At 45.1% G+C, this 6,126-nt stretch carries 14 protein-coding genes; 3 read left to right on the plus strand and 11 right to left on the minus strand.

What is annotated here, in order from left to right:
• Positions 1-157 precede the first annotated feature (157 nt).
• Positions 158-463, plus strand: a complete 306-nt coding sequence (locus tag K5Q99_RS20995; protein WP_105251424.1) for a hypothetical protein — start codon at positions 158-160, stop codon at positions 461-463.
• Positions 464-530: 67 nt separating this feature from the next.
• On the opposite strand, the gene K5Q99_RS21000 is transcribed toward K5Q99_RS20995, so the two are convergent.
• From K5Q99_RS21000 to K5Q99_RS21050, 11 genes are all read right to left on the minus strand, one after another.
• Positions 531-851 (minus strand): hypothetical protein, encoded by a 321-nt coding sequence (locus tag K5Q99_RS21000; RefSeq protein WP_220778024.1) that lies wholly within the window; start codon positions 849-851, stop codon positions 531-533.
• A complete protein-coding gene (locus K5Q99_RS21005) occupies positions 848-1,078 on the minus strand; it encodes a hypothetical protein (protein ID WP_220778025.1) in 231 nt (76 codons plus the stop codon). Before K5Q99_RS21005 ends, K5Q99_RS21000 begins: the two co-directional genes overlap by 4 nt.
• On the minus strand, positions 1,075-1,353 hold the full coding sequence (locus K5Q99_RS21010; RefSeq protein ID WP_011847799.1) for a hypothetical protein: 279 nt from the start codon (positions 1,351-1,353) through the stop codon (positions 1,075-1,077). The genes K5Q99_RS21005 and K5Q99_RS21010 overlap by 4 nt, the downstream gene beginning before the upstream one ends.
• Positions 1,354-1,662, minus strand: coding sequence for a hypothetical protein (locus K5Q99_RS21015; protein WP_220778034.1), 309 nt, complete (start codon positions 1,660-1,662; stop codon positions 1,354-1,356).
• Positions 1,662-1,985 carry a hypothetical protein gene (locus K5Q99_RS21020; RefSeq protein WP_220778026.1) on the minus strand — a complete coding sequence of 108 codons (324 nt, stop codon included), beginning with the start codon at positions 1,983-1,985 and terminating at the stop codon, positions 1,662-1,664. The genes K5Q99_RS21015 and K5Q99_RS21020 overlap by 1 nt, the downstream gene beginning before the upstream one ends.
• Positions 1,982-2,209 carry a hypothetical protein gene (locus K5Q99_RS21025; protein ID WP_220778027.1) on the minus strand — a complete coding sequence of 76 codons (228 nt, stop codon included), beginning with the start codon at positions 2,207-2,209 and terminating at the stop codon, positions 1,982-1,984. The genes K5Q99_RS21020 and K5Q99_RS21025 overlap by 4 nt, the downstream gene beginning before the upstream one ends.
• On the minus strand, positions 2,206-2,745 hold the full coding sequence (locus K5Q99_RS21030; protein ID WP_220778028.1) for a YoqU family phage-derived protein: 540 nt from the start codon (positions 2,743-2,745) through the stop codon (positions 2,206-2,208). Before K5Q99_RS21030 ends, K5Q99_RS21025 begins: the two co-directional genes overlap by 4 nt.
• A complete protein-coding gene (locus tag K5Q99_RS21035) occupies positions 2,742-3,266 on the minus strand; it encodes a Mu-Gp12 family protein (protein WP_220778029.1) in 525 nt (174 codons plus the stop codon). Before K5Q99_RS21035 ends, K5Q99_RS21030 begins: the two co-directional genes overlap by 4 nt.
• 70 nt (positions 3,267-3,336) lie before the next feature.
• Positions 3,337-3,684, minus strand: a complete 348-nt coding sequence (locus tag K5Q99_RS21040; RefSeq protein WP_220778030.1) for a hypothetical protein — start codon at positions 3,682-3,684, stop codon at positions 3,337-3,339.
• Between the two features lie 25 nt (positions 3,685-3,709).
• Positions 3,710-3,970 (minus strand): pyocin activator PrtN family protein, encoded by a 261-nt coding sequence (locus K5Q99_RS21045; protein ID WP_012088261.1) that lies wholly within the window; start codon positions 3,968-3,970, stop codon positions 3,710-3,712.
• Positions 3,967-4,320, minus strand: a complete 354-nt coding sequence (locus K5Q99_RS21050) for a hypothetical protein (RefSeq protein ID WP_220778031.1) — start codon at positions 4,318-4,320, stop codon at positions 3,967-3,969. The genes K5Q99_RS21045 and K5Q99_RS21050 overlap by 4 nt, the downstream gene beginning before the upstream one ends.
• 435 nt (positions 4,321-4,755) lie before the next feature.
• On the opposite strand from K5Q99_RS21050, the gene K5Q99_RS21055 reads away from it, so the two are divergent.
• Entirely contained in the window at positions 4,756-5,859 is a 1,104-nt protein-coding gene (locus K5Q99_RS21055) for an AAA family ATPase (RefSeq protein ID WP_220778032.1), read from the plus strand.
• A gap of 16 nt (positions 5,860-5,875) precedes the next feature.
• Positions 5,876-6,100 carry a hypothetical protein gene (locus tag K5Q99_RS21060; RefSeq protein WP_220778033.1) on the plus strand — a complete coding sequence of 75 codons (225 nt, stop codon included), beginning with the start codon at positions 5,876-5,878 and terminating at the stop codon, positions 6,098-6,100.
• Positions 6,101-6,126 lie beyond the last annotated feature (26 nt).

Genomic DNA, 6,126 nt, shown 5'->3' on the forward strand with positions numbered 1-6,126 from the left:
GTTATAGTTCGGATTCTATAATGTGCATGCAATAATACACCTAATAAGCCAATTAAGTGCGGGACTGCTAAAGCTTGGCTCAGTTTCGCTCCGCTTCACAGTTTAGCCAAGCATTATCAGCCCCTTATTGGGGCGTTAAATGCCCCAAGGAATCAGAGTGTTTGCCAAGAGATTCTTAGATGAAAATTATGATTGCGCTGAGTACTTATCAAGGTACGAGGGTGGCCATTATGATGAGCAGTCTTTCTTGCAGTTAGTGCTTCCGTTAACTGATGTCACTATAAGCAATGAACATCAGCACTTGGTTATTGGTCATGCCGGTGCTGATGGTATTGAGTTTTGTTACCGTATCCATAAGCCTGGGGTTTGGGCTTTCTATCCAATTGAGGGTAGGTTTCAAAAGGTTGCAACCAATATTGGCCAGCTAGTAGAGGGGTGGTCCAATGGCACCATCAAAGTATAAGCATTTAACAAGCAAAGGCAGCATCGCCCCTGTGGGGCAGGACCTCGCAGGGGCGATGCTTTGGACGTCACGCCACCTCTCTGTCCTTAGGTGCGAAGAACAGTGCGACGGGGCCATCTTCGGTGTCGTGAATACTCAGTAAGAATGAGCCGGCCTTGTCGCAAATGGGTTGCCAGTCGCTGATATCGTTATCGCCCTCGTCAAAGTAGCGCTCGATGAGGTTTTCATGCGCGTCGAGTTCAAACCAAATCGCCACAAACTCGCCACCGTTTTCGGCAGCCCATGCTTCACACTCAACACGGGTTACGCCTTCGTCCCACTCGGGCAAATCTGGATGGGTCCAATAACCTTCTTCACGTTCTACTGTTGCTGCTTGTATTGGGTTCATGCTGCTTCTCCTGTTATCCTGAGTTTTGATTCTGCGTTGAGTGCGAATACTTCTGCGTCGGCTTGGCCAAAGTCGCTGCACTCGATGGCGTTAAAAGACTTACAAATGCCCCAGCCGTGGTAATTGTTGGGGGTGTACTTCACTTCGATTTGTTGCGGATCGCACATCAAGGTGGAGTAGGGCTTAGATAACGTCACCACGCCATCTTTGGTGCTAAACGTATTCATGCCGCCTCCTTGTTTTGGTTGTCGCTGGTTTGGCTGACTGGCGAATGGCAGGGCAGGCGCATTGGGTGATATCGGTACGAATACACTATGGTGCGGCTAATGCCCTTGGCTAAGTTGGTTAAGCCGTTGCCCAAGGCTTGCCAGTAAAGGCAATCTAACGCGCCGAGCGCCAGCGCGATTTTGATGCTGTCGCCCGTTGTAGCCTTGAGTAACAGGCTTAACTTATGGCTGCGGTAATGATTTAACAGATGGCGAAACGCCGCTGATTGAGTCATTTAGGCCACCTGCTTCGGTTGCAAAGGGCTTGTTAGCAAAGCGGTTGATTGCAAATGAGTTAATTGCAGCTTGGCCCAGTCGATGGCTTTAATGGCCTCGACCGTGGCGGCGATTTGCTCTAGCTTCTTTTGCCCGCGCATAAAGTTTGATAGCTCAATACCGTGGCGAGCCGCAGCGCGTTCGGCGGGCAGGGCGCTGGTGTAATGCAGCGTTAACGCGGCAATCACTTCGGGCGAACTAATGCGGGTAAGCGACAGCAATAACGCAACGCGCTCTTGTGATTCAAAGCCTGGGAGTAAGTGGTTCATCATTCAAAATCCTCAATGCTTAAGCCCAACTCTTTAGCTAGTTTGATATTCTCGATGCGGCGGCGTTTATCCAAGCGAACTTTATCTTCAGCCGATATCCTCACAGACTGAATTACAGTTTCTTTTTCCTGCTGAAATCGTACTGTTTGTGTTTTAGGTGCAACTATTGATGGCGGTGTGGTAGATGAGTTGGCGACTTTCATCACTTTTAGCTTTCGCGCTTTAGGTGCGTATTTAGCGCGTTTTTGCGCTTTGATACTTTCCTTATGCGCTTGGTAGTAAGCCCTTGCTGCAATTTGCTTTTGGGTGAGTTGTTGGTTCATACCTCACCTTCTTTCGATTCTTTCTCGTAGGTCTTTAACATCGCATTCCATTGATGATCTGGTGAATCAACGCCACCTTCATCCCACTCTTCCTGCGCTTGATGAAATGCTTCGCACATTGCTTCGGTAGGCTTTTTTGGAACTAGGGCAAAGTCATATTGATTTTCAATCAGCCAATCGACAGCACTACCCATGTCCATTTCTACTAATTGCTGTAAGTTCACGCTTGCTCTCCTTGCTTGATTATGGGCAGTTGTGCAGCTGCGGCACGAACAGCGGCAGCGGCTTCTTTTCCATAGCCCCAAATGTCGCCGTTCTCAGGGTTACAACGAGTAGGCGCTATCCAATCTAGTGGTATCAGAGTGCCGTTGGTAATGTAGTCACGCATGGCGCACACTAAGTCGCGTAATGTTCCTCCATGGTGAAACCCGCTCCACTTACCACTGTAGTGGGTGTAAACCCGTGCTTTGCTATATTCATCAACTAGCCAGACCCTGCCTCTTTTATCCAGCTCAAGCGTTGCTATAACCCCTTTGTGCTCGAAGAATTTTCGGCCATGTTCGGATATTACTTTGATTAATTCATTCGCATTTTTAACGCGCTTATTGGTTTTTGGCTCTGGTAATTGGTAATAAGATTTGCAGCCGCATTTAGGGCAAACGCAGTTATAAAGTCCATTTGTTGCATACACTTCTTCTAACTGTGATTCTGTACCAGTCCAGCGGCAGGTGCGGCGACTGCATTCGATACGTTGGCTCATGCTTTCACCTCAACTTTTGCGGCTTGATAAGCACTTTTTACGGCTTCGTATTCGCTGCCAAATATCTCGGTCGCATCGATAAGACTTAGGCGGGTATCGAGGTAAATAACATCATCGTGCAGGAACAGCGAAAGCGGGGCGAATAAGCAGTCACCCCAATTTGTACCAATCGCCGCTAGAAGAGGTATGCGTGAAACTTCTACAGGCATCATGGCGTTGTATTTAGCTTTTATAGCTTCCATCGCTTCACGGTCTGCGGCTTTGGGTTTGCCGTATTTAGGCGATGAAGCAAAGCAATTGGCCGCTTTAGGCTTGAGCCATAAATGATTGTTTTCAAGCTGGTTGAAGTTGTGAAAGTTAATGCCAGCACACGAAATGCAGTCAACGCGATTGCTAAAAATAGGTTTGCCGCCGAAGTGGTCGGCTAATTTAGTGGCTTGCTCAATCAAGTTTGCTTTAGCCGCATCAAAGGCTTTGAATGCTTGCACTGCGTTTGCATTGGTAATTTTGTAGTAACTCATATCGATACTCTCTTCTCTGTTTTCACTGCACTGTTTTTACTGCACTGTTTTTACTGAAATTAGGGTTGCGTTACGCGGCGATTTCGCCGTTGTAGACCACCCAGCTGACAATCTCTTTCTTGGTCTTGGGGTTAACCTTGCCCGTGGGTTTGCGGTAACGAACGTGCAGGTCGCGGCATTTGTCCTGTTTTTTTGCTAGCTCAATGTATTGCGCGCAGAGCGAAGGCGTTGAGAGCGAATGCGACAGCTTTTGTGGCTTCATGGTTTCAAACTTGGCCTTTGCCATTTCATCTAGCTTGGCTTGGTATTCCGCGGGGCTGAGTTCGCGACGCTTCGGCTGTACGCCTTCGTATACGCTGCACTTTTTAGCTGCTTGTTTTTTCGCTAAGGTCATGGACACGCCGTAAACAAAAAACATAGATACCTCCCCACTGAGCCGCTGATTACGCTAAGTTGATTTGATCTTGCTTGGCGGCGTCGCGTTGCTTGTCGAGGTATTCGGCAAGGTCGGTGACATTGACCATCCAAGGCGCTTTGTTGCTGTTACCGGTGCGAAAGGCGGCTAAGGGCAAGCGGCCGGCTTTGGCATAGTTGGCCGCGGTACGCGGTTCGAGGCCAAAATACTCTTTGCTGATTTGATCCAGTGGCACTATCACTTTGTTGAACTGGGCCATAAGCAAAAACGCGGTGTTGATGCCTTTCATGTTGGTTGCTCCGCTTGGGTGAGTTGCAGCGGATGCACGTTAGTGGCCGCCTGTTCGTTACGCCACACCATCACCTTGCCGTACAAGCCTTGTTGGGGCTCAGTGAAGCGCAGGCTGAAGTTGAGCCCGAGCTCGCCCGTGTGGCGGATGAACTGACGGTAAAACGCAGGGCTTGGGTGGTGATAGGCAAAATGCTTTACCAGTTCGGCGCATCGGGCTTGCACCCGTGGGCAATCCATGGGGTCTGTGTGGCCCTTGGCCAGCGCCATCAAGCAGGCAAAACGTATTGCAACCAGTAGACGAAACTCATCGCGTTGCTTAGGTGTGGTGTGAACTTTCGCTAGAATCATTTCCCTGTCCTCGGTAGTGGGTTAAGTTTTCTTAAATTCAATTTAGGATAACTTAAGTTTGAGGTCAAGGTTAAACTTAGGAAAACTTAAATTATTTTTGGGTGTTTTTGTTTTGATGGTTTTTTGAAGTTATTGAATGATGCAAAACCTAATCAGTCGAAGATCAGCAAACGGAACTAAATTACTTTATGACTGTACAAAGTTAGCATTCTCGGTGTTTATTTGAGCAAGTATATGCGAATGGTATATGTGAACTTAAAAAGCATTTGTGGCTACGATGTGTTATTGAACTGAAAACTAGCCACAAAAAATAACTGTATAAATCCACTTATATCTGGTTATTTTTCGCATCAGTGACTACAATCGTAAAATTATTGCTAAGTAGTCACTATTTATCTTGCTGCTGGCTGTGCTTAAAAGCTATAGGGTTTTACAATGAATTCAGAACAAATCGTTAACATTGCAAGGTTGTCTCTTGAAGGGAAAGAATCTGATGTGAGGTTATATGTTGCAAAATTAGTTAGAACCATGAGAAAAACTGAACCGGAAACAGCTATTGCATTAGAGAATCTTCTTAAAGTCGCACCATCAAGAAGTTCATCAGTGTTACGCAAGGCATCACCAATACATGGTGATATGAGTATTCCATCAACTGATGAAAATTTGACTCTATTAAAATCTTTCGAAGGTATATCCGTAGAAGAGCCATTGCTTGACCAAGCAATGAGTAGTTGTTTAGAGCAAGTAATATCAGAAAGACAGCATTCTAGTGCATTGTTAGAAAAAGGATTAAGACCTACAAGCTCTTTGATTTTTCAAGGGCCGCCAGGTGTAGGTAAAACTATAACTGCACGATGGTTATCTTCAAAACTGAATCTACCATTTTATGTACTCGACTTAACATCTGTTATGAGTAGTTTTTTGGGGAAAACAGGTAATAATTTGAGAGCTGTTATCGAATTTGCTAAAACACATCCTTGTGTATTGTTGTTGGACGAAATCGATGCTATCGCAAAAAAAAGAAGCGATGAAGCTGATGTTGGAGAACTTAAACGCTTAGTTACAATCATGCTTCAAGAGCTTGAAAATTGGCCTTCAGATGGCCTTTTAATTGCGGCAACAAATCATCCAGAATTAGTCGATCCCGCTCTCTGGAGGCGTTTTGATATGGAAATATCATTTGAAAACCCTAATGACGAGCATGTTAGGCTAGCTGTGAATAAGTTTTTAGGTCAAGACTTGAGTGATTTTGGTCAATGGGTAGAGCTTTTAGTTGATAGCCTTAAGGGGACGTCGTACAGTAACATCAAGAGGACAGTTTTGAAGCTGCGTAAACTTAAATTGATAAATCCTAAGTCATTTGAGGAAAACGCATTAAATTATTTGTTGCCTGATGTCACAAAAATAACTCGTACAGAGCGCATTAGTTTAGCTTTAAAATTAGTATCAGACTTTGGAATTCCAAAACAAAAAGCGGCGAAGTTAACCCAAGTTAGTAGGGATACGATTAGAAAAAAAATCAATGAAGTAACTATATAAGATAAAGGAATATCCAATGACTAAAAAGAAAAACTATCTAATAGGAAAGGCAGAAGCTTTAACTAAGACAACTCCGCCTCCCAAAATGAAGATGGATAAAGTTAGTTTATACACTTGGGAAGAGGTTGTTAGTCGTTTACAACATCAATTCATTAACGTTAGTAATGAATTGAAAATGTTGAATGATGATTTATGCCCCAAAGATTCCCCCTGTGTCAGGATTGTTGTCACCCCTAAATAATCATTATGTTTAAAGACAGGGTGCGG

The organism is Shewanella hafniensis, assembly GCF_019655335.1.
Classification (GTDB): Bacteria; Pseudomonadota; Gammaproteobacteria; order Enterobacterales; family Shewanellaceae; genus Shewanella; species Shewanella hafniensis.